This window comes from Aeromonas sp. FDAARGOS 1407 (genome assembly GCF_019048725.1).
Taxonomy (GTDB): domain Bacteria; phylum Pseudomonadota; class Gammaproteobacteria; order Enterobacterales; family Aeromonadaceae; genus Aeromonas; species Aeromonas enteropelogenes.
The window spans coordinates 4,337,883-4,362,065 of the sequence record NZ_CP077399.1 but is presented as its reverse complement, the minus strand read 5'-3'; the positions used below and the strand labels follow the sequence as shown (position 1 = coordinate 4,362,065).

Sequence of the window (24,183 nt, the reverse complement as noted above, 5' to 3'; positions counted from 1 at the left end):
GACAGACATCCTTAACAGCCAGCGGCCTTGTCCAGATAGAACACGGGCTCTTGTTGTTCATCCTGCGCCTCATGGAGGTGGCAGGCAGTTTGTTGACCGGGGCGGATCTCGGCCAGCCGGGTGTACTCCTGGCGGCAGCGATCGTGCACCTTGCTGCAACGGGCCTGGAAGCGACAACCCACCGGCACCTCAAGCAGGTTGAGCGGGGTGCCAGGGATCCCCTCCAGCACCTTCTTCGGCCCGTGCAGGGGCGGGAAGGAGTTGCCGAGCCCCTTGGTGTAGGGGTGCAGCGGCGCGGTCAGGATTGCCTTGGACGGGGCCACTTCCACCAGCTCGCCGGCGTACATGATGCCGATGCGATCGCAGAACTCGACCATGAGCGAGAGGTCATGGGTGATGAACAGGATGGAGAAGTTGAACTTCTCTTTGAGCGCATAGACCTTCTGCAGGATCTCCCGCTGCACCACCACGTCCAGCGCCGTGGTCGGCTCGTCCATGATGAGCAGCTCGGGATTGAGGGCCATGGCGATGGCGATCACCAGCCGCTGGCGCATGCCGCCGGAGAACTGGTGCGGGTAGTCCTTGAGCCGGCTCGGGTGGATGTCGACTATGGTGAGCAGCTCCTGGGCGCGCTTTATCGCTTCGTAGCGGGTCATGCCCCGGTTGTGGGCCAACAAGACGTCGCAGAACTGCTCTTCCATGCGCAACACCGGGTTGAGCGCGTTCATGGCGGACTGGAACACCACAGAGACCTGGCGCCAGCGGTAGGAGCGCAGCCGCTCGTCACCGTAGTGGAGGATGTTCTCCCCCTTGAACAGGATCTCGCCGCCACTGATGTAGGCGGGCGGCTTGTGCAGCCGGGCCACCGAGAAGGCGACGGTGGACTTGCCGCAGCCCGACTCGCCGGCGAGACCGAAGATCTCGCCCTGCTTGATATCGAAGCTCACCGAGTTGACGGCGCGCACGTCGCCGTTTTCGGTGATGTAGTCGACGCAGAGATTGCGTACCGACAGCAGGGGTTGCTGGTTCATGCTGTCTTCTCCTGTGCTGTGGCAACCGGTGTGGTGACCGGGGCCGCGAGTTTCTTCCAGCGGCTCAGTCCTTTGTGGGAGCGCAGCTGCGGGTTGGCGATTTCATCGATGGCGAAGTTGAGCATGGCCAGACCCGCACCCAGGGTGGCGATGGCAAAGCAGGGGGCCAGGATCTCCCACCAGGCGCCGATCAGGATGGCGCTCGAGGTCTGGGCGTTGTAGAGCATGATGCCCCAGCTCACCACTGTAGGATCGCCCAGACCCAGGAACTCCAGGGTCGCCTCGGTGACGATGGCGTAGATGATGGAGCCGATGAAGCTCACCCCTATGATGGAGATGAGGTTGGGCAGGATCTCCACCAGGATGATGCGCCAGGCCGGCTCCCCCAGCACTTCGGCGGCGATGACGAACTCTTTCTCCCGCAGGGCCAGGGTCTGGGCCCGGATGACCCGCGCGCCATAGGCCCAGGAGGTTAATCCTATGATGACGGCAATTACCGTCGGCGACGCCTCCCCGATAAAGCTCGCCAGCACCAGTAGCAAGGGGAGGTTGGGGATCACCAGCACCACGTTCATCAGGAAGGTGAGGCACTCATCCACCAGGCCGCCGAAGTAGCCGGCGGTGATGCCGATGGCGACCGCCAGGGCGCAGACCAGCAGACCCGCGCTAAAGCCCACCATCAGGGAGACGCGCGCTCCGTTGGTGAACTGGGCCCAGATGTCGTGGCCCATGCGGGTGGAGCCCATCACGAATTCGGCACTGGGGGGCTGGTGGGGGCGTGCAACCCGCTTGGTCGGCTCGTTGCTGGCCAGCAGGGGGGCAAAGATGGCCATCAGCACGAAGGTGACGACGATGGCGAGGCCGAAGGCTGCTTTCTTGTTGCCCAGTAAAATCTTGAGAATGGTCGGCATACGCATCTTATTTGCCTCCTGTACGCAGACGGGGATCCAGGAAGACGTAGAGCACGTCGGCCAGGAAGTTGAAGCTGAGCATGGTGATGGTCATGATGAGCAGCTGCCCCTGAATGAGCGGGTAGTCGCGGGCCAGAATACCCTGATAGAGGGTCAGACCCAGCCCGGGGTAGTTGAAGATCACCTCGGTGATGAGAGAGCCACCGATGACGAAACCGAGCGCCATGGAGAGGGCGGTGACGCTGGGCAGGATGGCGTTGCGGGCGCCGTAGTTGAAGATCACCCGGTTGCTGGAGAGCCCCTTGGCCTTGGCCATGGTGATGTAGTCTTCGCCGAGCAGGTTGATCATGTTGTTGCGCATAGTGATGAGAAAGCCCCCCACCTGCACCATGGCCAGAGTGCCGACCGGCATGATGGCGTGGAGCAATATGCTCTTGATGTGCTCCCAACCCCAGTCAGGCTTGATCTCCGGACTGTAGGCGTAGCCGATGGGCAGCCACTCCAGGCTCACCCCGAACAGGAAGAGGGCAAGCAGGGAGACCACTACCGGGGGGATGGCCTGCATCACCAGGGTGAGTGGCGAGAGGATGCTGTCCATCCGGCCACCGCGATACCAGGCGGCGAAGATGCCGACGATGGAGCCGATGGAGAAGCTCAGAATGGTGGAGGTGCCCACCAGAAACAGAGTCCAGCCGATGGCGCGACCCAGCACGTCAGAGACCTGCTGCGGGTAGAAGCGCACCGAGGTGCCGAGATCCCAGGTGAAGACGCTCTTCACATAGGTCAGAAATTGGGTGCCGATGGGGCCATCCACGAAGCCGAAGGTGGCTTTGAGGGCCTCCAGGGCGGCCGGTTCCATCATGGCGCCGGCGCGGGCAAACATCACGGAGACAGGATCGCCAGGCATGGCGCGGGGTAGCAGGAAGTTGATAGTGGCGGCTACCAGGAAGGCAACCAGATAGAAGGAGAAACGTCTCAGTATGAATCCCATGATAGTACCTTTTACTGCAAGCCTGCCCCGCATCGGGTATAGCTACCCCAACCCCGGCAGAACCGGGATAAAGGGGGATGAACGGGGAAGATGGCCCCCCGCAGGGGGCCGGGATTGATTAGCTGTTTGGCTTGAGGGACAACACGTGCAGCAGACGCTCGGGTGTGTCCGGGTGGAGCTGGGGTTTGGCAACCGGGTTGTCGGCACTGAACCAGCCATTGAAGCGCTTGGTGCTGTACTCGTACCAGGTCGGGTTGTTGAATACCGGGATGATGGTCTGGTTGGCACCGACCTTCTCCTGGATGGCGAACATGATCTCCTTCTGCTTGGCCGCATCAGCGGTCTGGGTGAAGTCGTCGATCAGCTTGTCCAGCGCCGGATCCTTGTAGCGGGGGGCCGCGAAGCGGTTGCCACGCTCACCCATGTTGCGGGAGTGGAACGCGGTCTCGAAGTACTTGTGCGGGTTGGCACCGGCAAAGTAACCCTGCAGCGCTACGTCGAAGTCGCCGGTGATCAGGTTCTCGGTCCATACGGTGGCTTCCGGGGTGGCGGTCTTGGCATTCAGGCCCAGAGCCTGCAGCCCTTCCACGCCGATCTGGACGGTATTGACCCAGTCGGTCCAGCCGTTCGGTACCAGCACCTTGAACTCGATCTTCTTGCAGCTCGGGGTGTCGAGGAACTTGTCGCCGTCACAATCCTTGTAGCCTGCTTCCTTCAGCAGTGCCTTGGCCCCTTCCAGGTCGAACTTGTTGAACTTGCCGTACTTTTTGTCCACTTCCGGGTTGTTCCAGGAGTCGAATGCCTTGCCAAGGCCTGACGGGTATTCGTTGACGGTCGGGTAGCCGTAGCCCGCGATGTCCACCATGGACTGGCGGTCCATCGCCATGGAGAAGGCGCGGCGGAAGTTGATGTCGTTGAAGGCTTCGTGGTTGCCTGGGTTCTTGGTCTGGAAGTTGACGTTGAACGCCACTGTGCCGGAGGCCGGGAACCAGTACTTGTTGTTCTTGGGATCGTTGCCGACGTAGAGACGCTCGATGTCCGGCACGAAGGAGCCGAACCAGTCGATGTCGCCCTTCATGACGGCGGCCAGCACCTGGTCGTTGGTCGCCATCTGCGGCATGCGGATACAGTCGATGGCGAGGTTGTCGTTATCCCAGTAGTGCGGGTTGCGGCACTGGGTGTAGAGCTGGGCGGAGAAGTTGTCCACCTCGGTGAACGGGCCGGTACCGACCGGCTTGTCGTTGGTGAAGGCGACCGGGTCTTTCACCGACTTCCACTGGTGCTCGGGCACGATGGGCACCAGCACTATGTCGTTCACCACGTTGGTGTTGACCTCGGTCAGGTCGAAACGGACCTTGTTGGGGGCCAGCTTCTCGACATTCTTGATCTGGGTCCAGATAGAGCGCTCATCCAGGGCCTTGTTGGCCTTCACCAGATTGAAGGAGAAGAGGATGTCGTCTGCATCAAAGGCTTCGCCGTCAGACCATTTCACCCCGTCACGCAGATCGAAGGTGACGGATTTGAGGTCATCGCTGAACGCATAGTTGGTGGCCAGACGATAGACGGGTTTGCCACCCTGCATATCGTTGAAGATCACCAGCGGCTCATAGATGAAGTGACGGGTGGTGTGCAGCAAGCCCGCTTGCAGGAAGGGGTTGAAGTTCTTGACCCAGGCGGTTTCCTGTTGCGCGACCATGGTCAGCACGGTTTTGTTTTCTGCGGCCATGGCGTTGCCGGCGGCACCGGCGAGCATCATGGTGCCCAGCATTACAGCGGTAGAGATTTTGGATACTTTGGCAAGCATATGTTTTCCTTTCTTATTTTTTGGCATTCCTGAGGGATTCGCCTTGTTTTGTGTGAGCACCGGCTTCGCATGCTGAGGAAGTCGGCCCTCCATGTTGGTCGGGCTGTGCACCCTTGTCGTTCTGTTTTCCAACGCTCTTAGCAAAACAGAGTTAACAGGAAAACAACAACTATTGATTTCGTCGTTTTCGTAAAAATTGACGGAGTTACGTCAATTTCGTCAAAACACGTTTTTATCTGATTAATATTATATGGTTACGTTATTTGGTTTCGCGTAAAAAGTACCCGTTGCCAGGTTGGTTATGACAATTTTGTGAATTGGATCCGCTCGCTGTGGCGGTGTGGGCGGAACCTTTAATTTGTGCAAAAAAGAAACGGGATGGGCCGGTGTGAGCCGGCTCACATCCCGTCTTCCATCACGGCTTGCGATTGGCCAGCTGGCGCAGGGTCTGGGCGCTGTGTTGCAGCTGCTGGCGCTGCTGTTCGTTCAGCGGGCAGTGTCCCAGCACGAATTCCGTGGTGGCCACCACCGTCTTCCAGCGCGGGGATTTTGGCAGAGTATCCAGGCTCAGGTACTTGTCGAGGGTGCGGGTCTGCGGGCTGGAGCGGTCCATATAGACTCGCCACAGCTTGCTCTTCTCCGCCAGCACTATCTTGCCCTTGCCGGTGCCCTGCTGCCAGGCGTCCAGCGTCAGCTGCATGGTCTCGACCAGGGCGCGGCGCAGGGGCTCGTCATCCTGCTGGCGAATAAGGTTGTCCGCCAGGGAGCGGAACTCGCCGCCGAGCCGGCTCAGCTCGCCAAGTAGTTGATCGTCCTCGATGATGGCCTGACGAGACAGGTTCTTGAGGGCGTTTTCCAGCGCCATCACCCGGTTGTCATCCTGGCGCTGGCCTGTGCTGAGGGTGAGGGCAATTGCCGCTTGTCCTCCCAGACTGATGGGCAGGGCGCGGGCGTTGAGCCTGTCCTCGATCCCCGCCACCAGGAAGGTCAGGTCCCGCTCACCGGCCGGTTCCGGCCACTGTTGTTTGAGCGGGCTTGCCAGCCACTCGTCGAGGGCGTGTCCCTCCATGGCCTCGGGCTCCTGGCCCAGCAAGCCGGCCAGCACCCGGGAGGCAAACAGCACTATGCCCTGCTGGTCGATGAAGATCATGGGGTCAGCCCCTTCCCCGAGCAGGGTCAGCAGCCGCTGCTGATCCTGATGGAGCCGCTCCTGCAGGGTGAGGCGGTGCTCTATCTCCTGCTTGAGCAGGTGGTTCTCCACCAGAGAGGCGCGCCCCGCCTTGGCCTCCAGCAGCGCCTTGACCCGGGCGAACAGCTCCTCCTTGCAGAAGGGTTTGACCAGATAGTCGTTGGCCCCGGCGCCAAACCCTTCCTCGATATCCTTGGGCTGGTTGAGGGCGGTGAGCAGCAGCACCGGCAGCTTGTCCTTGGGGTGCAGCTCGCGCAGCCGGCGGCAGACATCGAAGCCGGAGAGGGTGGGCATCATCACGTCGAGCAGCACCAGATCGACCGGCTCCCGGGCCAGCTTGGCCAACGCGTCGTGGCCATCGCCGCTCGGCAGGATGCGGTAGCCGCAGGGCTGCAGCAGGTGGCGCAGGATATGCAGGTTAATGGGCTCGTCGTCCACCACCAGGATGAGGGGGGCATCCTGCGGGGGCGGGGGCAGATCCTCGCTATCCCACTCAGGCAGGATCAGGGGCTGCTGGCGCACCAGCTGGTGCTCAATCTGGCGATTGCCCTGCAGCTGGCCTGCGGTCTGGCCGATGGCCAGCGGCAGAGTAAAGGAGAAGGTGGAGCCGACGCTTGGCTCGCTTTCTACCAACAGTTCTCCGCCCATCAAATGCACCAGCTGGCGGGTGATGGAGAGGCCAAGGCCGGCCCCCTGCTTGCCTGCCTCCGGGCTCATCTGCACCAGCGGCTCGAAGATATGTTCCAGATGTTCCGGTGCGATGCCGATGCCGGTATCGGTCACCTTGATGCGCAGCATCTGCTCCTCGACGACCGCACTCAGCACCACCTTGCCCTGAGGCGTGTATTTGATGGCGTTGCCCACCAGGTTGTAGAGCACCTGTTCGAGGCGCTGCTCGTCGGCCAGCACCGGCGGCAGCTCGGCGGGGCTGATGTCCACCAGGGTGAGGGGCTTGGCCTGCACCAAGTGCTGGCAGAGATCCAGCACCAGCCGAATGACTCCTTTCGAGGAGACGGGTTGGGGGTGAATCTCCAGCTGGCCGTAGCGCATCTGGTGGTAGTCGAGCAGATCGTCCACCAGTCGGGCCAGACCGTCGGCACTCTTGATGATGAGGCCAAGCTGTTTCTGCTGGCCTTCGGTCAAATCCTGCTGGCTGGCGAGCATGGATTCCGCCATCCCCTTGATGCCGTGAATGGGAGTGCGCAGCTCGTGGGAGGTGTTGGCCAGCAGCTCATCCTTCAGCTTGTCGGCCTGCTGCAGGCTGAGGTTCTGCCTGTGGGTCAGCTTGACCTGTTGTTGCAACTCCTGGGTTTGCCGCTCGATGAGCTCGATCTTCTCCTTGACCGAACGCTGCATATGGCGAAACGACTGGGCCAGCCGGTCGATGTCATCGTCGGTGCGGGCGATGGTAATGGGGTGATCCAGGGCGCCATCGGCCACCTGCTCCGCCGCCGCAGTGAGAGAGCGCAGCGGCGCCGTGATGGAGTGGGAGAGCCAGCGGGAGAAGAGGATGAGCAGCAGCAGGGAGCCCGCTCCCAACAGGACCACCAGTGCTTCGAGCTGGCGGATGGGGGCATAGGCTTCCCGGGTCGAAATCTCGGCGATAAAGGCCCACTCGGTATCGAATACCTTCACCTGGGTGTAGGCGGCCAGCACCTCGTCTTCATGGTAGGAGAGAAACTGGCCAACCCCCTGCTCGCCGGAGAGGGCCTTGGTGACAAGGGGGGTCTGCAGTGGCCGAAAGTGGGGGCTGAAGCTGTTCTCGACGCTGAACTCGGGGGCCAGCCAGGCATCGGCGCGCATCCGTTTGTCGGGGCCGATGAGGATGGTCTCACCGGTCTCCCCCAGCCCTTCCCGCTCCGCCATGATCTGGTTGAGCTTGTCCGGCAGCAGCTCGAAGATCACCACGCCGCGCACATAGTCGTACTGCATCACGGGGGCAGCCAGGTAGGCGACCACCTGGCCGGTCAGCTCGTTGCGACCAAAATCGGTGAACTCGAAGATCTGCTGCGGCTTCTGGCCGCCGTCGAGGCGACGCTTGATCTTGGCGAAGGTCTGGCCGAGGCCGCTGCCCTGATAGGGACCGGAGAGCAGATTGGTGGCGAAGTTGACCTGTTTGGTGACCGAATAGACCACATCACCATTGAGGTCCACCAGAAAGATGTCGCTGTAGTCGGATTTGCGCACCATGTCGGCATAGCCGCGGTGAAAGCGCTGGTGGACCCGGCCATACATCTCGTCGGCCAGGATCAGGGCGCTGATGGAGGGCTCGGTATTGACCTTGGGGTCCGGTTTTTGCAGTTGATCCCAGGATCCGGGCACATAACGGGACTGGGCCCGGGTACGCGCCTCCTGGGAGCTGGTGCCCAGCTTTTCGAAGGCGCCGGTAAAGCCGTAGAAACGGCCGATACTGTTGCCCGCGAAGTCCTGCTGGGAGAAGTTGATGATCTGCTCTTTGAGGTTTTTGAAGTAATCCTCGAGCTGACTCTTCTTGATGTTGCGAACGGAGACCAGATGGTTGGAGGTCTGGGTGGTGAGATCCTTGCCGTGGCTGTAGAGGAAGAAGAGAGTGATGACCAGGAAGGGCACCATGCCCAACATGAAAAAAGCCAGCATTAACCGCGGTCTGAGTCCACGCAGCGTGAAGATCCATTTCATCTTGTGATTTTCAATTGAGAATCCGGTTACTAAGCTGTGCCAGTCTCGAATGAAAGCATAATCATTTCAATGGCTTTATCCCAAATTCGCTTGTCTGGTCACAGCCTGACGGGGAAAATTTCAGCAACCCGTTTAAACCCTGAGCAAACAGTCGCGGGCGGGGTTAAAAGTGCGAAAAAAGGGTTGTGCTGACGCTCGGGGTACGTATAATGCGCCTCGTTGTCAGGCAACTGGCAAGAAAGCAGTGACGCGGGAATAGCTCAGTTGGTAGAGCACGACCTTGCCAAGGTCGGGGTCGCGAGTTCGAGTCTCGTTTCCCGCTCCAATTTTCCATCGCACCAACGGTGGATATCACTCTCAAGACAATCAGTCTTGTCAGCATGGCGCGTTAGCAAAGCGGTTATGCAGCGGATTGCAAATCCGTTTAGTCCGGTTCGACTCCGGAACGTGCCTCCATCTTCTTCCTGTCTTATCTTTATTGCACCATGCCGCGGTAATCGATCCAAGTTCAATACCCTTGTTGCATCAGCAGCTGTTCGCAGCCCATCTGCTTCCATTCGCGCTGCAGGTAGTGGGTCACCTCCGTCATATCCTGTCCCCGATATTGAAACTGTATGTCTGCCCTGTGCGCATCTATATCCGCCATTCGCTGTTTCAGGGTGCCGCATTGCCATACGCTGACGGCGGGGGCACCCTTGTAGGCGAGCTCGATGGCATCATCCCGGTTCAGTTGCCAGTCCTGCCACTCTGACCAGAGCAAGATGCCCATGATCCCAATCATCACCACTTCTGCGGGTTTCATCGTACCAACTCCATTTTGACGACCAGCATATTAACTCTGGTCAAGGGTGGCCGTTTTGTCAGCTTTTGTTGTTTTTAGGTTAAGCAATGTAACTTAATTTCAATTTGTCATTTATGGTGCATTAATTGAGAAAAAATGAACAAATTGATGTAGTAATCCTACAAATTGTGGAGTAATCTTTACCCAGTGGTCTTACCAGTGAGGCGTCATATCATGTTTCATCCTTATTCCCTGACTCAGATTATTCTTCGTCGCACCTTTGTGCTGCTGGTTGGCATCCTGGCGTTTCCCGTGATGTTGTTTCGTCGCGATCGTGCGCGCTTTTACAGCTATCTGCACCGGATCTGGAGCAAAACCAGCACCAAGCCGGTGTGGCTCAAGATGAGTGAGCGGGGCAACCGGATCTTCTACTAAGGCCCACCTTGATGACAAAAGAGACAGCTTCGGCTGTCTTTTTTGCATTTATGGCCTCTGGAAGCGCAAATCGTGCCCAAAAGGGGGGGAGGGGAGGTCTGTATGGCGCCCTTGAAGCGTTTGGATCGATACCAGTCAGAGGCGGGCGAGTGGCGCAGCGGTACAATCCGGCCTGCGGGATCCTGGGTAGAGTGGCGACTCATTCATCCGAGGAGCTTTTTATATGTCCGATATTTTCAAGGCCGCATTCATCTTCGTCGCCCCGGGGGCGGATCCTGCCGAGCACACCTCCTGGGTCAAGACGGATAAGGTCCATGTGAAGACGATCGCCGTGCCCGACTACCAACGAGGCTGTGAACTGCTCGATGAGCTCTATCGGGAGGGGATCCGGGCGGTGGAGCTGTGTGCCGGGTTCGGCCACCTGGGGGTTGCCGCCATGGTCGAGGCGGCGGCAGGGCGCATGGAGATCGGCGTGGTGCGCTTTGATCGCCATCCCTGTCTCAATCATGTCAGCGGTGATACCCTCTTCCTGTCCGCGTCTGAACCGAGCCAGTGAGAAACATCACCTTTCATCATGCAGTGCCGTAAATTTCAGCCCGCTCCCGATCTGGCTCCCTGGCTGGCGCAAGGTTGGGAGTGGCGCCTTGGCCAACATCAGCCGATGCCGGAGATCTTCCCCGGCACCGGAGCCGAGATCCTGTTCAATCTGGGGGATCCCCTCACCATCACGAGCCTCTCGCCGTCAAGCTTGCCCCGCACCGTTGTCGTGGCCACGGGGGCGGCCGTGTTGCTCTGCCCACGGCATGTGCGCCTGCGCTTTGCCGCCCACGGTCAAATTCATCTGCTGGGGTTGCGGCTGCGCTCTTCGGCCTGCTTCGACCTGTTTGGCGTGCCTATGGAGCATCTTTGCGATCAGGTGCTGTCGCTCGATGAGCTGGGGATTGATGTCCCTGAGGTTGAGCCCTTGGTGGAGCAGGGGCATGGGGCTCTGGGCCACTGGCTACGCCAGCGAGTCGCAAGGCGCTTGGAGCGGGATCTTGCGTTGGTGCGAGCCATAGAGCGGCTCTATTACGGCACGCCGGCGACCGAGTTGCAGCAGCAACTGGGGATGAGTCCGCGCACCTTTCAGCGGCGCTTGCGCAACCATGTCGGGGTGGATGCCCGCTATTTTCTGCGCACCGCCCGCTTTCAAAGAGCGCTGCGCCAGCTGTTATCGGGCGCTCCGTCGCTCGATACCCTGCTGGAGCAGGGGTATTGCGATCAGTCCCATTTCATCAAGAGCTGTCACTTCTTTACCGGTCGCTCGCCCGGGCAACTGCTCACCCCGGAGCACAAGCGTCTTAACCACTACAACCCACAGGTAAACCGGCTGGCTGGTTATCTTTAATGAGCGCTGATCGTTCGGCGCTTTCTCGTATGTTTCATCTTGCCCGTTCGTTTTACCTTGTGACCTTGTCACCTCTATTCGCACTGCGCTTGCCAGGATGTGCTGGCAGACCCGTTTTGGGATGGCCGGGGATGCCGTCCTATTTACCTTCCCGGTGGTAATGCCAGCACCTTGGGTGTCGTCTGCTTGTTAACGGCCCAGAGTAATCAAAAATCAGCATATTCCTTTTAAAACAGCGTGTTGCTTATTGTGTTTTTTGTAGATGTCTTCGTTTTGCATTTTTTTTGAAATCTTTTGCCCGCCACGCCGGTTCTATTGCAGGTAACCGGTCACGACAGGCTGGAGACATCACACTCAACAACAAGGAATAGCAACATGAACGTTAAAAAAAGCACTGCCATTGCCTCTGCCATGACTGGCTTGCTGGTACTCGGAACCCAGTTCATCGCGGCCCCGGCGATGGCGGCCGAGGCAAAGGAGAAATGCTACGGCGTGGTCAAGGCCAGCAAGAATGATTGCGCCACCAAGACCAGCTCTTGCGCCGGCACGGCCAAGGAAGACGCCATGGGTGATGCCTTCGTGGTGATGCCAAAAGGGCTGTGCGAGAAGCTGGTCGGCGGTTCGCTGCAACCCAAGTAAGCGCCATGCGGCAGGGGGCTTCGGCCCCCTGCGTTTTCTCTGGCAGGTGAAAGCGAGTGTTGCCATGAATCCTTTGATTGGAATCGGATTGAGAACCCCCCATTACGACGGGATCCGGCAGACACTGCCGGCGGTCGGCTGGTTGGAGGTTCACAGTGAAAACTACTTCGAACGCCACAGCCACGGCTTTCAGGTACTAAGCGAGCTGGCCAGGCACTATCCCGTCAGTCTGCATGGGGTCGGTATGTCCCTGGGCTCGGCCGACCCGCTCGACCGACGCCACCTTGAGCAGCTTGCGGAGCTGGTTTCGGCCATCAAGCCGGTCAGGGTGTCCGAGCATCTGAGTTGGGGCAGCATAGACGGGCGTTATTTCAATGACTTGCTGCCAGTGCCCTATACCCGGGAAGCGCTGGCCAGGATGAGCGACAAGATCCAGCAGGTGCAGCAGACCCTGGGTTGCCAACTACTCATCGAGAACCCTTCTTCCTACCTGCAACTGGCGGGCGAGATGAGCGAATGGACGTTTCTGGCCGAGCTGCAGCAGCGCAGCGGCTGTGGCATCCTGCTCGATCTCAACAATCTCTACGTCAGTGCCTTCAACCACGGTTTTTCCTGTGACGACTACCTGGCGGCCATCGATCTCGACACAGTTGGCGAGATCCACCTGGCCGGGTTTACCGAGAAAAAGCTGCCCGAGGGCTCTCTTTACATAGATACCCACAGCGCCCCCGTGGTTGCCCCGGTCTGGGAACTTTACCGCGATATCTGCCGCCAGCGGGCCATTCCCACCCTGATCGAATGGGATCTGGCAATCCCGCCGCTGCCGCAATTGTTGGCAGAGGCCCAACGGGCCAGCGACATACTGGCGCAGGCGCAAACCGTGACGGCCGCCCGGGAGGTGTGTCATGGCTGAGCTGGCGCAGGTGCAACAGCTGTTCGCCGAGGGCCTGCTGGGGGAGGCGGAGGGGATTGCGCCCCATATCTCGTCGCGGCTCTTTTCGGCCGAGTCGGTACTGCAGGTTTATCGCAACCACTTCATCCTGAGCCTTGGCGAGGTGCTCGCCAGCAGCTACCCCGCGGTCAAGGCCATGGTGGGGGAGGAGTTCTTTGCCGCCGCTGCCCGCGGTTTCGTGCTGGCCGAGCCGCTGGAGGAGGGAAGCGTGATGCACTATGGCGCCGGTTTTGCCGACTGGCTGGCCGCCCTGCCGACCACAGCGGCCCTGCCCTGGCTCGGGGAACTGGCCCGTTTCGAGCGGTTGCTGGAGCGGGGGAGTCTGCTCCCGCTCGACTTCCGCAGCTGGCCCGCCGACCGTATCGCCAGCCTGAGTGAGCATGACTGGGAGAGGCTGGTGTGCCTGCCCGCCAGTGATCTGCTGCTGATGGCGAGCGATTATCCGGTGCTGGATCTCTGGCAGATGGCCATTCATGAGGGGGCCGAGGTGACTGCGCTCGATGCGCCGGCCTGGCTGGCGCTCAAGAAGCAGCCTGACTGCCGGGTGATGCCGCTGTTGCTGGCCGCCGGTGAGTGGTCCCTGCTGCAGGGCTGCCTCACGGGCCGGCGGCTGATTGAGCTGCTCGAAGACGATCCCGGGGCGAGCGAACATCTGGCTCGCCTGATCACCCTTGGTTTGCTGGTCGATGTGGAGGTGTTGCCATGATGGCAAACAAATGGATGCCGATCGCGCTGGGCGATCGGGAGTTACCCGGCTGGCTGATCGGTGTCGTGTTGTTGCTGGCCAGATGCTGGGTGGCCCTGGTGTTTTTCAATGCCGGCTGGCTCAAGCTGACGAGCTGGGACTCCACCCTCTATCTGTTCGAATTCGAGTACCAGGTGCCTCTGCTGCCCTGGTTGTGGGCGGCCTGGCTGGGCACGGCGGCGGAGCTGGTGCTGCCGCTGTTTCTGCTGGCCGGCCTGCTGACTCGTCCGGTTGCCCTGCTGCTGTCTGGCTTCAACATCATGGCGGTGATCTCCTATCCGACCTTGTGGGCCGGGGGCTTTCACGATCACCAGTTGTGGGGCTGGATGTTGCTGACGCTGGTGATCTGGGGGGGCGGCAGCCTGAGCCTGGATAGCTGGCTGAGCAGACGCAGGGGGTGACCCTTCTCACAATTCTGCCATGACAAAGGGCGCCATCAGGCGCTCTTTGTCATGATGGCGCGGGCGCAAGAGGCGGCAGGCAAGATCGGGTGGCAAGGAGAAAGAGATGAACATTCGTCAGGCAAGAGCGGCGGACATTCCCGCCCTGGTGAGGCTGCGCATGGCGCTGTTTTGCGAGGTGGGGGAGCTCATCTCACCCGACGCGGATCCTTCTCTCTTTCACGCCACCCTGGATTATTTCACCCGTGTCAGTGAGGAGGGGAGCGCCCTCTCCTGGGTAGCGGAGTTCGATCATCAGATAGTGGCCGCCGGCACCCTGGCGCTGTTTGTGCGCCCGCCCTATCCCGGCAATCTGGTGGGCAGGGAGGCTTATCTGCTCAACATGTACACCCTGCCGGCGTGGCGAGCGCGGGGGAGCGCCACCGCTCTGCTCGACGCCATGACGGCCCATGCCCGGGCAATGGGACTTGGCAAGGTGTGGCTGCATGCCAGCGATGCCGGGCGTCCTCTCTACGAGCGGATCGGTTTTGTTGCCAATCCGGCCTATATGGAGTGGCAATCGCCCGCAATATGAGGTATCAAGCTCCCCCTTGTTTCCCGTGGCGCTGACGGTTGGCACGACCTCGCAGGCAAGGTATCGGATAAGCGGGCGACTATGCTGATGGAACAAACTGCCACCCTCTCAACTATCGATTGCGATATCCACTGAGAGGTTTGGCCGGGTGGGGCCAGTCTGGAGGATAATTTTCGATGTTCAATAGAAAACTGAAAGCCGAGCTGCTGCAGTGCCGGGAGCAGCAGCTGGAGCAGCAGGGATTTTTCGAGGCGGTGCATGACAGCGTGGCCACCATCACCTTCACGCCGGAGGGCACTGTGCTGGCGGCCAACGATCTCTTCCTCGACGTGATGGGCTTTGCCGAGTCAGAAGTGGTCGGTCAGCATCACAAGATGTTTTGCGATAGTCACTATGTCCAGAGTACCGAATACCAGCAGTTCTGGGCCGATCTCAAGCAGGGGCGTACCCGCTCCGGGGTGTTTATGCGCCTCAACCGGCGGGGTGAGCCGGTGTGGCTGGAGGCGACCTATTTTCCGATGAAGCTGCGGGGTGTGGTGACCCGGGTGATCAAGATAGCCAGCGACGTGACCGATCAGCATCAAAAGTTGCAGAGTCAGCAGGCAGTGGCTGCGGCCCTGGAGCTTTCTTTGGCAGTCATCGAGTTTACCCCGCAAGGGGAGGTGCTGACCGCCAACAGCAACTTCCTGAACACCATGGGCTATACCCTGGCGCAGATCAAGGGCAAGCATCACAGCCTCTTTTGTGACGATGCGTTCTTGCACGAGCATCCCCACTTCTGGGATGAGCTGGGGCGTGGCCAGTTCAAGTCCGGCCTCTTCTGCCGCCTCAACAGCCAGGGTGACAAGGTGTGGCTGGAGGCGACCTACAACCCGATCCTGGATGAGCAGGGCAAGGTGGTGAAGGTGATCAAGTTTGCCAGCGACGTCACCGAGCGGATCAACCAGAGCCACGCCGTGCGCGAGGCCACCATGCTGGCCCACGAGGCGGCGCACGAGACCCTGAGTCGTGCCGAGCGGGGAGCGAGCCTGCTCTCTGGGGTAGTCGATACCTCCAACCTGATCGCCAGCCAGCTGGCCCACAGCATAGAGCTCATCAACCGGCTCAACGAGCAGTCACGCAGCATAGAGGCTATCGTCGCCACCATCAGCAGCATTGCCGATCAGACCAATCTGCTGGCCCTCAACGCGGCCATCGAGGCGGCCCGTGCCGGGGATCAGGGGCGAGGCTTTGCCGTGGTGGCAGACGAGGTTCGCCAGTTGGCGGCGCGCACCTCTCTCTCGACCGACGAGATTGCCAAGGTGGTACAGAACAACCGCGATCTGACCAGCCGGGTCACCGCCGAGATGAGCGGGGTGGCCGACAGCGCCGAACTTGGCAAGCAGCAAGTCGGCGAGGTCAACCAGGTGATGAGCGAGATCCGCCGGGAGGCGAACAACGTCTCCCGCACCGTCTCGGATCTCGCCATCTGATCCCGTCTCCGGATTAAGGGCTGACCAAAAAAACATCGGTCAGCCCCTCAATCTGAACGCCTCCTGTATCGCCTCCTGATTGAGAATTGTCCTCCTGCCATGGCTTGATTAGGCTTGCGTCCTCATTAATCCGGAGCAGGAGAAGAACAAGATGGCGTTACAACGCAAAGGGCGGGCAATGGCCCTGTTGGCAGTGGTTGCAACCATGGGGCTGAGTGGCTGCATGGGGCAGATGGGTCTATCCAGTATGGTGACCAAGGGCAACCTGAGCGTGGTGGATAACCGCTACGGCCGCGCCGGCGTCTTCATCCTGCTCTCCCCTGTCTATGGTCTGGCGGCCACCGCCGATCTGTTCGTGTTCAACACCATCGAATTCTGGACTGGCAAGAACCCCATCACCGGCAAGTCGCCGGCCCTGGTGGATCAGAAGCTGGATGCGGTGATCAAGGTGAACCAGCATCTGGACTCATCCCTCAAGACGGTGCCGCTGGCCATGCTGCCGCAAGGGGTGAGCGAGGTGGAGATAAGCTACCTGGACGAGACCACCGCCCAGATGGAGGTTCACTATCTGGATGGTCGCAGCAGCATGATGCGCGGTGAAAAGCGCGGCGAGCAGCTGGATATCTACTTCGATGGCCGTCTGGTGTCGACCCTGAGCCAGGCCGAGCTGGAGAAGATGAGCGCCGCCCAGAAAGCCGCCGCCTGATCCCGGCGCTAGCCGACAAGCGGGCACCTGGCCCGACAAAAAAACGCCCCGCTGTTGCGGGGCGTTTTGCATGGTGACTAGCGGGTATGCTTGCGGTGGGGCGGGGTGAGGATCAGCCCCAGCAGGCGGCGCAGATGGGTGAGCTGTTCGGTCAGCTGGACATTGAGCCAGAGGTAGCCATTGATGGCTGCTTCGTCGTTGGCGGGCAGGGCTATCTCGCGAGCCACCTGGTGCAGCCGGGCGATGGCGGCCTCGGCGCCGCGGCCATCGCCGCTTTTCACCATCAAGGATAGCTGGTGGAGCACCTCCTCGGTGGCCTGGTGACAGGCCTGCAACTGGGCCGTGCTCTGCATCAGAAAGTGGCTCTGGCGATCGTTCCAGTAGGTGTTGGCCAGCATTTCCAGGGTGCAGAGCAAGTTGCGCATGCTGGTCTGCACCGCCTCGAACAGCGGGGCGCCGAGGCGGGTCTCCTTGGCCGCAGGGGCCAGCAGGGGGCGCAGCCCGACCATGGTGGCCAGCAGTTTGGAGTGACTCTGCTTGAGCCTGGGTCGCTCCAGCACGTTGGGAGAGAGGTGGGTGTGATAGAGGCGACCGGATTGCTGCAGGATCTGGTGCATCTGCAGTCGCCAGTGGCTGTAGGCGCGCTGGGGGTAGATGCTGCAAAACAGCAGCGCCAGCAGGGAGCCGAGCACCACGTCGCCGCTGCGCCACAGGGCGGTCTGGATCTCCCCCGGCTGGGCCCCGATGGTGACAGCCAGGGTGATGCCGATGAGCAGCCCCACATAGGGGCGCTTGCCAAGCGCCAGATAACCGCACAGGAACATGATGGCGCCGCACCAGGCCAGGGTCAGCGGCAGGGAGTAGATCTCCAGATAGAGCGCCACCACACCGCAGCTGGCGCCGAAGATGGTGCCGATGACCCGCTGCAGGGCGCGGGCCAGCACATTGCCCCAAAAGGAGATGGGTCCCATCACCACCACCAGGGTGATAAGGGGCCAAGTGCTTTCGGGCAGTTCCAGCTCGCGGGTCAGCAGGAAGGTGAGCATGAAGGCGAGCGCGATGCGCAGGCCGTGGACGATGCGATAGTGGCCATAGACAAGGATGTCGAGGCGGGAGAGGGGAGTATCAAGACGCACTGTCAGTCTCGTATCAGGTTGATGGCGGGGCCCGGCTCCTCCCTGCTGCGGGCCCCGCAATTGTTCAGGCCAGCCGGCCCTGGAGCGGGTGGATCCAGACCCGCTCCCCGATGGCGATCCCGGGTTGGGAAGGCACGATTTCGATGAGGCAGTTGGCATCGCTCATGGAGCTCAGGATGCCTGAGCCCTGGGGCCCTGTGGTGCGTACCCGAAGCTCTCCATTGCCATCCTGATGGAAGACGCCGCGCAGAAACTCGGTGCGCCCCGGTCGGCTCTTCATCCGCTCGCAGGCGAGGGCCGACAGGCGCAGCGGTTGCCAGCTGCGCCCCTGCAGGCGGGCGATGGCGGGCTCGACAAACTGCAGGAAGCAGATCATGGCCGCTACCGGGTTGCCCGGCAGGCCGAAGAAGGGGGTATCCCCCAGCTTGCCAAAGGCCAGCGGGCGGCCGGGGCGCATCTGGATGCGCCAAAAATCAATGTGGCCGAGCTCTACCAGCACCCCCTTGATGTAGTCGGCGTTGCCCACCGAGACACCCCCCGAGCTCAGCACCAGATCGGCGCTGGCGGCCGCCTCGGCCAGCCGCTGGCGCAGCACGGCCTGATCATCGGGGATGATGCCAAGATCCATCACCTCACAGCCGGCGCCGCGGATCTGTGCCATCAGGGTGAAGCGGTTGCTGTCAAAGATGTGGCCGGGGGCGAGCGTTTCGCCCGGGGCCTGTACCTCGTCCCCGGTACTGAACAGGGCGACCTTGAGAGGCGAGCGCACCGGCAGGGCGGCCTGACCCAGGGAGGCCGCGAGCCCGAGCTGGGGAGCGCCGAGGCGGGTACCGGCCGGGATGGCGACGGCCCCTTTGGCCAGATCCTCTCCGGCCTGGCGTACGTTCTGCCCCGCCTTGATGGGGGCCTGAATGGTGACCCAGCCATCGGCCATCACCGTCTCTTCGCGCATCACCACGGTGTCGACTCCGGGAGGCACGGGGGCGCCGGTCATGATCTGCACCGCCTGACCCGCCAACACAGGTTCGTGGTGCTGCTGGCCTGCCAGCACTTCCCCCACCAGTTGCCAGCGGCCGGCGGCGAGATCGTCACTGCGCAGCCCCACCCCGTCCATCGCCGAGTTGGCGTGGGGCGGTACATTGATGGGGCTCACCAGATCGGTGGCCAACACGGCACCGTGGCACTGCGCCAGCGGCGTGAGGGTGCAGCCACTGCTCGGCGTCAGGGCCGCCAGTATGGTGTCGCGGGCGGCCTCGACCGACAGGAAGCCGTTGCCGGCACCCTGCTCCCGGGTCTGGCAGCCTGCCAGGTAGTCGCAGACGAAGTCGGCGATGGCATCGAGATCATTGATGTCGAGCCTGGGCAGGGTGGTGTCTGTCGGTTGATCGCTTGCCACGGCGATGATGTCCCTGTCCTCGGGGAACAGCAGAGGCTTGCCGATCGCCGCCCGATGCAGCTCTATCTTGGGGAAGTGCTCGTGTTTGAACCCTTCCACCAGCAGCAGATCGAGGCTGGTCTGATCGAAGCTGGCCAGCAGCTCGCGAAAATCGGCCTCTGCCAGCTCGGTCTCAATGATGCGTGCATGACGGCGGCGGGAGGCGACCATCATCTGGTTGGCCCCTGCCTTGCGCAGGCGATGGCTGTCCTTGCCCGGCTGATCGATATCGAAGTCGTGGTGGGCGTGCTTGAGCACTCCGAGGCGCAGGCCCCGTGCCACCAGCAGGGGGATCAGCTGTTCCAGCAAGGTGGTCTTGCCGGTCCCGCTCCAGGCGGCGAAGCCAAGCAGGGGGAGGGTCGGGGCTGGGGTCATTGGGCGGCTCCTTGTTGGGATTCGGTGGCCGGGGTCAGCAGGCGCGTCTCGTAGGCGGCCAGTTCGGCCGGGCTGTTGAGGTTGATGAAGGCATCCGGCTGATCGGCAAAGCTCACCACTGCCATCTGGTGGCGGGCGAACCAGATATCTATCTTGCGCTCCCCCTCGGCCAGGGCCTGGCTGAGGGAGGGGAGCAGGGATTTGTGCAGCAGCGCCACCACGGGTTGCAGCCAGTCGCCGTCATGGGCCACTACGAGTTCGGTGGTCGGGGTGAGGGCGGCGCGAAAGCGGCTCATCAGATCAAGGGGCAGAGCGGGGCCATCGCAGGGGACGAACAGCACCCAGTCGTGGCGGGCGGCGGCAAGGCCCACCTGCATGCCCGCCAGCGGGCCCAGATAGTCGTCGTTGTCATCGCTGATGACGGGGGCCAGCGCCTGGTAGCGGGGCTGGTTGCGGTTGGCGTTGATCAGGATCTCGTCGACCTGGGGGCGCAGCCGGCACAACACGTGGTCGATGAGGGGACGGCCCGCCAGCTGGACCCATCCCTTGTCTTCGCCCCCCATGCGGGTGGCGCGGCCACCGGCCAGGATCACGGCCGAAACGGGGAAGGGGTCAGAGTGGGGTTCGCTTCTTGAAGTCATGTCGCTCGATGATTTTTAAAGGGGTGGTCTCTTGCAGTTGACCGCGAGCGAGAGTCCACTCTCGCTCGCACAGATCGGTGAGGGCGTTGCTCTGGTGGCTGATGACCACCAGGCCGCAGCCATGTTCCCGCAGATCTTGCGCCAATGCGGCCATCAGGGCAACCGAATGTGTGTCAAGGTTGGCGGTGGGTTCATCCATCAGCAAGAAGGCGGGTTGCAGCGCCCAGGCCCGCGCCATGGCCAGACGCTGGCGCTCACCGCCGGAGAGAATGCTGATGTGCTCCCGGGCCAGCCCTTCCAGCTCGACCCGGCGCAATGCCTCGAACACCCGGATCTCGCTCTCCGCCTGCTTGCCAAGCGCCCAGGCGATGTTGTCGTGCACGCTGCGATCGAACATGTAGGGGGTCTGGTGCAGATAGGTGACCCGGCCGGGGCCCGCATCGCGCTTGAGCAGCTGGTTGAGCCGGCGTTGCCAGCGGCCGGGCAGATTGGTGTGGCCCCGGGTGGGGCGCAGCAGGCCGGCCAGGATCTTGAGCAAGGTGGTCTTGCCCACGCCATTGGCGCCGTGCAGCCAGATGGTGTCCCCGCGGGCGATGGAAAGCCGCTCGATCTCGAACAGCTGGCGTTCGCCAAAGCACATGGAAAGGTGATGGGCGATCAGGGCCATGGATGGGCTCCGTCAGCGGTCAGCAACAAGGGGAACCTCTTTCTCAATTCTTCAGATAGCTGTGGCCGCGACAGGCGGTCAGCAGCAGGTTGAGCAACAGCGCCAGACTGAGCAGCACTATGCCGAGCGCCACCCCCTGGGTAAAGGCGCCCTTCTGGGTCTCCAGCGCGATGGCGGTGGGGATGTTGCGGGTAAAGTGGAGAATATTGCCCCCCACCATCATGGAGCAGCCCACCTCGGTGACGATGCGGCTGAAGGCGCCGATCACCGCCGCCAGCAGGCCAAAGCGGCACTCGTGCATCAGGCCGAGCAGCGCCTTGGGCCAGGAGACCCCCAGGGTGAGGGCGGTTTCCCAGGCACGGCGATCGCTCTGGATAAAGGCGGCGTGGGCCATGGTGGCGATGACGGGGAAGGCGATCAGCATCTGGCCCACCACCATCGCCTGCTGGGTGAACAGCATCTTCCAGTCGCCGAAGGGGCCGGCCCGCGACAGCAGCATGTAGAGCAAGAGGCCTATCACCACGGTCGGTACCGATTGCAGGGTATTGATGCAGGAGAGCCAGAGCCAGCGGCCGGGCAGCGGCAGGTAGGCCAGCGCGAAGCCCAGCAGCAGGGCCGGCAGCAGCACCAGCAACAGGGCGAGCCCGGAGACGGAAAACGAGACCCCCACCACCTGCCACAGTTCGCTATCACCGCTGAACAGCAGGGCGAGGGCCGCCAGAGTCGTGTCGAGGAGCGTCGGCATCAGCGCGCTCCCCGACAGGGGAGCAGAGCCCCCCTCATATCACACAGGGAGGTCATCACTTCCCGTTGGCATCGGCCACGAACAGGGCCTGACCGGCCACCTTGAAGTCACCGATCAGCTTCTGGCCGTGGTCGGAGACCAGCCAGTTCTGCAGGGCACGGGCGCCGTCGGTGTTGAGGTCGGGATAACGGGTCGGGTTGACCAGGATCACCTGATAGGGGTTGAACAGACGCTTGTCCCCTTCCAGCAGCACGGCGAGATCCAGCTTGCTCTGGTAGGCGAGCCAGGTACCGCGGTCGGTCAGGGTGTAGGCGCCAAGCTCGGAGGCCATGGTGAGGGTCGGGCCCATGCCCTGGCCGATGGATTTGTAACCGGCAAACTCGGGTTTGACGTCAGCGGCCTGCCACAGGGTCTTCTCCTTGATGTGGGTGCCGGACTCGTCACCGCGGGAGATGAAGGTCTGGCCCTTCTCCTTGATGGCCTGCAGTCCCTTGGCGGCATCCTTGAGCTGGCCCAGACCCGCCGGATCCTTGACCGGACCCACGATGACGAAGTCGTTGTACATCAGAGGGGTTGGATTGATGCCAAAGCCGGCATCGACGAAGGCCTTCTCGGCGGAAGGGGCGTGGGTCATCACCAGATCGGCGTCGCCGTTTTCCCCCATCTTCAGGCTCTGGCCGGTACCGGCGGCCATCACCTGCACCGGGTAGCCGGTCTCGGCGGTGAATTTGGGTAGCAGCCAGCCCAGCAGGCCGGACTGTTCGGTGCTGGTGGTGGTGGCGAGGCGAACCGGCGGTTTCGGGCTCTCGGCTTGGGCGGCCGTAGTCAGCAGCAGGGCGGCGCAGAGGGAGAGTGCGGCGCGTTTCAAATTGGCATTCAGGGTCATGGTGATGCAACTCGTTCGGGTGAATGGGAGGCCTCTGACTAGCAAACAGGGTGCCAAACATGTTCCACGCCCCCCTTTTTTCATCTTTTGCTGAGTGAAAACAGCAGTTTATTGTATCTTTTCAGATTATCTGACGGGCGTTATTTACTAATTGGTATTGGTGCTTCGTTCCGGGTAGGACAAAATGTCTCACTCGCGTTCCGACTATCGGGACATTCTCCGACCTTGAGTGCATTTGAGGAATTTTTTTCATGACAGCCCCGCTCAACCGCTGGTCCGCCCTCTCCCTGCTCATCGTGGACGATGAACCCGGCATGCGCAGCTTTCTGGCCAAGGCACTGGCCAAGCGCTTCGCTCAAATCGAGACGGCCGCCAGCGTGGAAGAGGCCGAAGCCCTGCGCAGCCGCCTCCATTTCGATCTCATCATCGCCGATATCCGATTGCCGGGCCGCTCCGGCATTGAGTGGCACGAGGCGGTCGATCCCGGTACCCGCCGCAGCGACATCATCTTCATGACCGGCTTTGGCGACATGGAGACCGCCCTCAAGGCGCTGCGTCTCGGCGCCAGCGATTTCATCCTCAAGCCGTTCAATCTGGAACAGATGATCCAGGCGGTGGACCGGGTGATCGAGCGCCGCCAGATGGAGCGGGAGAACCTGCTGCTGCGCCGGGAGGTGAGCAAGCTCTTTCCCCCCACCCTGATCGGCGATAGCGCCAAGACCTGCGAGCTCAAGACGCTCATTGCCAGAGTGGCCCCCTCCAACGCCGCCGTACTGGTGGAGGGGGAGTCCGGCACCGGCAAGGAGCTGGTGGCCAGGGCCCTGCACCAGCTATCCGGCCGCATGGGGGCCTTCGTGCCCCTCAACTGCGCCGCCATCGCCCCCGAGCTGCTCGAAAGCGAGCTGTTTGGCCATGTGCAGGGGGCCTTCACCGGTGCCCGCAAGGGGCGCGACGGCCTGTTTAGGGTTGCCCATCAGGGCACTCTCTTTCTCGATGAAATCGGCGAGATGCCGCTCGCCATGCAGGCCTCCCTGCTGCGGGCGCTGGAGCAGAAGGCCATTCGTCCGGTCGGCGCCGAGCGGGAGCTCGCGGTGGATGTACGCATCGTGGCAGCCACCAACCGCAACCTCAAAACAGAGGTGGATGCCGGGCGGTTTCGCGAGGATCTCTTCTACCGCCTCAACGTGGTCGCCCTGCAGGTGGCGCCCCTGCGCGAGCGGATCGACGACATCCCGGCCCTGGTACACCACTTCACTCGCCAGCTCACCGCCGAGATGGGGATGGGGTCGCTGAACTGGACCCACGAGGATGTGGTGGCCATGCAGGCTTATCCCTGGCCCGGCAACGTGCGCGAGCTGCGCAACCTCATCGAACGCTGCCTGTTGCTGGGCAAGCCTCCCGCCGAGTATTGGCGCAGCAGCCAGCCTGACAGTGCCGCCGGCAAGGGGGAAGAGGGGTATCCGCTGGAGTGGCCGCTGGCTGAGGTGGAAAAAGCCCACATCCTGCAGGTGGTGGCAAGCTTTGATGGCAACAAGTCGGCCGCTTCCCGGGTACTGGGGGTGGCGCGCAAGACCCTGGAGCGCAAGTTCAAGGAGTGGGCCATCGAATGATCCCCAAGAGCC

23 protein-coding genes and 2 tRNA genes are annotated in these 24,183 nt (G+C 61.8%); 13 read left to right on the top strand and 12 right to left on the bottom strand.

All coding sequences use genetic code 11. The annotated features are described in order from the left end of the window. Window positions 1-11: 11 nt before the first annotated feature. The 5 genes from I6L37_RS20410 to I6L37_RS20390 all read right to left on the bottom strand — a co-directional run bounded on the left by I6L37_RS20410 (window position 12) and on the right by I6L37_RS20390 (window position 8,584). Window positions 12-1,031: an ABC transporter ATP-binding protein gene (locus I6L37_RS20410; RefSeq protein ID WP_042024781.1), complete on the bottom strand. Its 1,020-nt coding sequence runs from the start codon at window positions 1,029-1,031 to the stop codon at window positions 12-14. Beyond that, window positions 1,028-1,948, bottom strand: coding sequence for an ABC transporter permease (locus tag I6L37_RS20405; RefSeq protein WP_042024782.1), 921 nt, complete (start codon window positions 1,946-1,948; stop codon window positions 1,028-1,030). Before I6L37_RS20405 ends, I6L37_RS20410 begins: the two co-directional genes overlap by 4 nt. Before the next feature lies 1 nt (window position 1,949). After that, entirely contained in the window at window positions 1,950-2,933 is a 984-nt protein-coding gene (locus I6L37_RS20400) for an ABC transporter permease (protein WP_026456977.1), read from the bottom strand. A gap of 118 nt (window positions 2,934-3,051) precedes the next feature. Continuing rightward, window positions 3,052-4,737, bottom strand: coding sequence for an ABC transporter substrate-binding protein (locus I6L37_RS20395; RefSeq protein WP_042072207.1), 1,686 nt, complete (start codon window positions 4,735-4,737; stop codon window positions 3,052-3,054). Between the two features lie 415 nt (window positions 4,738-5,152). Next, a complete protein-coding gene (locus I6L37_RS20390; protein WP_216992820.1) occupies window positions 5,153-8,584 on the bottom strand; it encodes an ATP-binding protein in 3,432 nt (1,143 codons plus the stop codon). 249 nt (window positions 8,585-8,833) lie between these two features. Between I6L37_RS20390 and I6L37_RS20385 the strand changes: the two genes are divergently transcribed. Together I6L37_RS20385 and I6L37_RS20380 are read left to right on the top strand one after the other, a co-directional pair. Then, window positions 8,834-8,909, top strand: a tRNA-Gly gene (locus tag I6L37_RS20385). 57 nt (window positions 8,910-8,966) lie between these two features. Continuing rightward, a tRNA-Cys gene (locus tag I6L37_RS20380) sits at window positions 8,967-9,040 on the top strand. A 52-nt stretch (window positions 9,041-9,092) separates the two neighbouring features. Here I6L37_RS20380 and I6L37_RS20375 read toward each other — a convergent pair. Then, window positions 9,093-9,386: a hypothetical protein gene (locus I6L37_RS20375; protein ID WP_026457176.1), complete on the bottom strand. Its 294-nt coding sequence runs from the start codon at window positions 9,384-9,386 to the stop codon at window positions 9,093-9,095. Window positions 9,387-9,599: 213 nt separating this feature from the next. Between I6L37_RS20375 and I6L37_RS20370 the strand changes: the two genes are divergently transcribed. The 10 genes from I6L37_RS20370 (at window position 9,600) to I6L37_RS20325 (ending at window position 16,676) form a co-directional block, all read left to right on the top strand. Further along, entirely contained in the window at window positions 9,600-9,800 is a 201-nt protein-coding gene (locus tag I6L37_RS20370; protein WP_042024786.1) for a YbfA family protein, read from the top strand. A gap of 223 nt (window positions 9,801-10,023) precedes the next feature. Beyond that, complete coding sequence (locus I6L37_RS20365) at window positions 10,024-10,356, top strand: DUF6506 family protein (protein ID WP_216992819.1); 333 nt, start codon at window positions 10,024-10,026, stop codon at window positions 10,354-10,356. Window positions 10,357-10,374: 18 nt separating this feature from the next. Beyond that, entirely contained in the window at window positions 10,375-11,187 is an 813-nt protein-coding gene (locus I6L37_RS20360; protein ID WP_254203519.1) for a helix-turn-helix domain-containing protein, read from the top strand. Window positions 11,188-11,562: 375 nt separating this feature from the next. Continuing rightward, window positions 11,563-11,826, top strand: a complete 264-nt coding sequence (locus I6L37_RS20355; RefSeq protein ID WP_026457179.1) for a DUF2282 domain-containing protein — start codon at window positions 11,563-11,565, stop codon at window positions 11,824-11,826. Window positions 11,827-11,890: 64 nt separating this feature from the next. Then, window positions 11,891-12,739, top strand: coding sequence for a DUF692 domain-containing protein (locus I6L37_RS20350; RefSeq protein ID WP_216992818.1), 849 nt, complete (start codon window positions 11,891-11,893; stop codon window positions 12,737-12,739). Further along, window positions 12,732-13,484, top strand: coding sequence for a DNA-binding domain-containing protein (locus tag I6L37_RS20345; RefSeq protein WP_216992817.1), 753 nt, complete (start codon window positions 12,732-12,734; stop codon window positions 13,482-13,484). Before I6L37_RS20350 ends, I6L37_RS20345 begins: the two co-directional genes overlap by 8 nt. Beyond that, window positions 13,481-13,924, top strand: coding sequence for a DoxX family protein (locus tag I6L37_RS20340; protein WP_216992816.1), 444 nt, complete (start codon window positions 13,481-13,483; stop codon window positions 13,922-13,924). Before I6L37_RS20345 ends, I6L37_RS20340 begins: the two co-directional genes overlap by 4 nt. Window positions 13,925-14,030: 106 nt before the next feature. Then, complete coding sequence (locus tag I6L37_RS20335; protein WP_216992815.1) at window positions 14,031-14,498, top strand: GNAT family N-acetyltransferase; 468 nt, start codon at window positions 14,031-14,033, stop codon at window positions 14,496-14,498. 176 nt (window positions 14,499-14,674) lie between these two features. Beyond that, the gene (locus I6L37_RS22195; RefSeq protein ID WP_216992814.1) at window positions 14,675-15,970 is read left to right on the top strand and encodes a PAS domain-containing methyl-accepting chemotaxis protein; all 1,296 of its coding nucleotides are present in this window, start codon (window positions 14,675-14,677) and stop codon (window positions 15,968-15,970) included. 151 nt (window positions 15,971-16,121) lie between these two features. After that, window positions 16,122-16,676 carry a DUF3332 domain-containing protein gene (locus I6L37_RS20325; RefSeq protein WP_216992813.1) on the top strand — a complete coding sequence of 185 codons (555 nt, stop codon included), beginning with the start codon at window positions 16,122-16,124 and terminating at the stop codon, window positions 16,674-16,676. Window positions 16,677-16,753: 77 nt separating this feature from the next. Here the strand turns inward: I6L37_RS20325 and I6L37_RS20320 are convergent, their stop codons facing one another. The 6 genes from I6L37_RS20320 to I6L37_RS20295 form a co-directional block, all read right to left on the bottom strand. Beyond that, a complete protein-coding gene (locus I6L37_RS20320; protein ID WP_216992812.1) occupies window positions 16,754-17,812 on the bottom strand; it encodes an FUSC family protein in 1,059 nt (352 codons plus the stop codon). A gap of 64 nt (window positions 17,813-17,876) precedes the next feature. Next, window positions 17,877-19,622 carry a bifunctional molybdopterin-guanine dinucleotide biosynthesis adaptor protein MobB/molybdopterin molybdotransferase MoeA gene (locus I6L37_RS20315; protein WP_216992811.1) on the bottom strand — a complete coding sequence of 582 codons (1,746 nt, stop codon included), beginning with the start codon at window positions 19,620-19,622 and terminating at the stop codon, window positions 17,877-17,879. Further along, window positions 19,619-20,263, bottom strand: coding sequence for a molybdenum cofactor guanylyltransferase MobA (gene mobA / locus I6L37_RS20310; protein WP_026458233.1), 645 nt, complete (start codon window positions 20,261-20,263; stop codon window positions 19,619-19,621). The genes I6L37_RS20315 and mobA overlap by 4 nt, the downstream gene beginning before the upstream one ends. Beyond that, window positions 20,235-20,930 carry an energy-coupling factor ABC transporter ATP-binding protein gene (locus I6L37_RS20305; RefSeq protein ID WP_216992810.1) on the bottom strand — a complete coding sequence of 232 codons (696 nt, stop codon included), beginning with the start codon at window positions 20,928-20,930 and terminating at the stop codon, window positions 20,235-20,237. Before I6L37_RS20305 ends, mobA begins: the two co-directional genes overlap by 29 nt. A 43-nt stretch (window positions 20,931-20,973) precedes the next feature. Beyond that, entirely contained in the window at window positions 20,974-21,675 is a 702-nt protein-coding gene (locus I6L37_RS20300; RefSeq protein WP_042024799.1) for an ABC transporter permease, read from the bottom strand. A gap of 55 nt (window positions 21,676-21,730) precedes the next feature. Beyond that, a complete protein-coding gene (locus tag I6L37_RS20295; RefSeq protein ID WP_216992809.1) occupies window positions 21,731-22,561 on the bottom strand; it encodes a substrate-binding domain-containing protein in 831 nt (276 codons plus the stop codon). Window positions 22,562-22,812: 251 nt separating this feature from the next. On the opposite strand from I6L37_RS20295, the gene I6L37_RS20290 reads away from it, so the two are divergent. Next, window positions 22,813-24,171 (top strand): sigma-54 dependent transcriptional regulator, encoded by a 1,359-nt coding sequence (locus tag I6L37_RS20290; RefSeq protein WP_026457779.1) that lies wholly within the window; start codon window positions 22,813-22,815, stop codon window positions 24,169-24,171. Window positions 24,172-24,183: the final 12 nt, after the last annotated feature.